At 39.7% G+C, this 909-nt stretch carries 2 protein-coding genes; one reads left to right on the top strand and one right to left on the bottom strand.

Annotated features, from left to right (window positions below):
• The coding region (locus A3G19_RS08995; RefSeq protein WP_294872165.1) for a hypothetical protein at nucleotides 1-290 on the top strand (290 nt) is incomplete at its 5' end.
• Nucleotides 291-294: 4 nt separating this feature from the next.
• On the opposite strand, the gene A3G19_RS09000 is transcribed toward A3G19_RS08995, so the two are convergent.
• A partial coding sequence (locus A3G19_RS09000) for an EAL domain-containing protein (protein ID WP_294872167.1) occupies nucleotides 295-909 on the bottom strand: 615 nt, incomplete at its 5' end.

Genomic DNA, 909 nt, shown 5'->3' on the forward strand with positions numbered 1-909 from the left:
AAAAAAAGAAAAATATTTTAGGTGGACTACTGGGAAGTAAAAATAAAGCAAGCGAACATGAAATCGAGCTCTCCCTTCGCTATTATGAAGAGATCATTGTCCTCTCGGATAAACTCAAACACAAACTTCGTATTTTAGAGAGTCAACTCATGAGTTTAGGAGAAGAGAAATTTGATCTCATAGCCGGATTTACAAACGTAGAAGTTCCAGCCCCGTTGGAGCTCAAAATCCCTGAACCGTCTAATAATGATGACGAAGCTTATTATTATGGTACACGAGGGAGAGGGTAATTTCCTATTCCCGAAGCAGTGCTTCGAAAGCTTCTCTGGAAACTGGTTTATAATAATAGTACCCTTGGATCGAATTTATACTGTTGAGACGTAAAAACTCCATCTCCTCAGCACTTTCTACCCCTTCAGCCAATACGTCCAAATCCAACCCTTTTGCCAATGCGATAATTGCTTTTGCAATCGTTTGATTTTTGGGTTCATGGGTTATATTTCGGACGAAAGAGATATCAATTTTTAATTTATTGATTGGAAGATTTTTAAGATACGAAAGAGAAGAATAGCCTGTACCGAAATCATCAATCGATACATGGAATCCTTTTGCCCGTAGCTCTTCTAGCATTACAATGACTTTTTCAGGGTTTGAAAGGATTGAACGCTCCGTGATTTCGAGCTCGATCCATTCAGGCTTACATTGTGTCTCTTCTAAAATCCGCTCTAAGATTGCTATAAAATCGGTATGGACAAACTGGTTCGCTGCGACATTGACCGCGATACGACCCACCAAAAGATTGGAATCAAACCATCGTTTAGCTGTTTTAAAACTCTCGACTAATACAAATTCGCCGATTGCAAGGATTAGGCTGCTCTCCTCAGCAATCGGAATAAAATCCGATGGGGA

It is taken from the genome of Sulfuricurvum sp. RIFCSPLOWO2_12_FULL_43_24 (assembly GCF_001829605.1).
In the GTDB taxonomy this organism is placed as follows: Bacteria; Campylobacterota; Campylobacteria; order Campylobacterales; family Sulfurimonadaceae; genus Sulfuricurvum.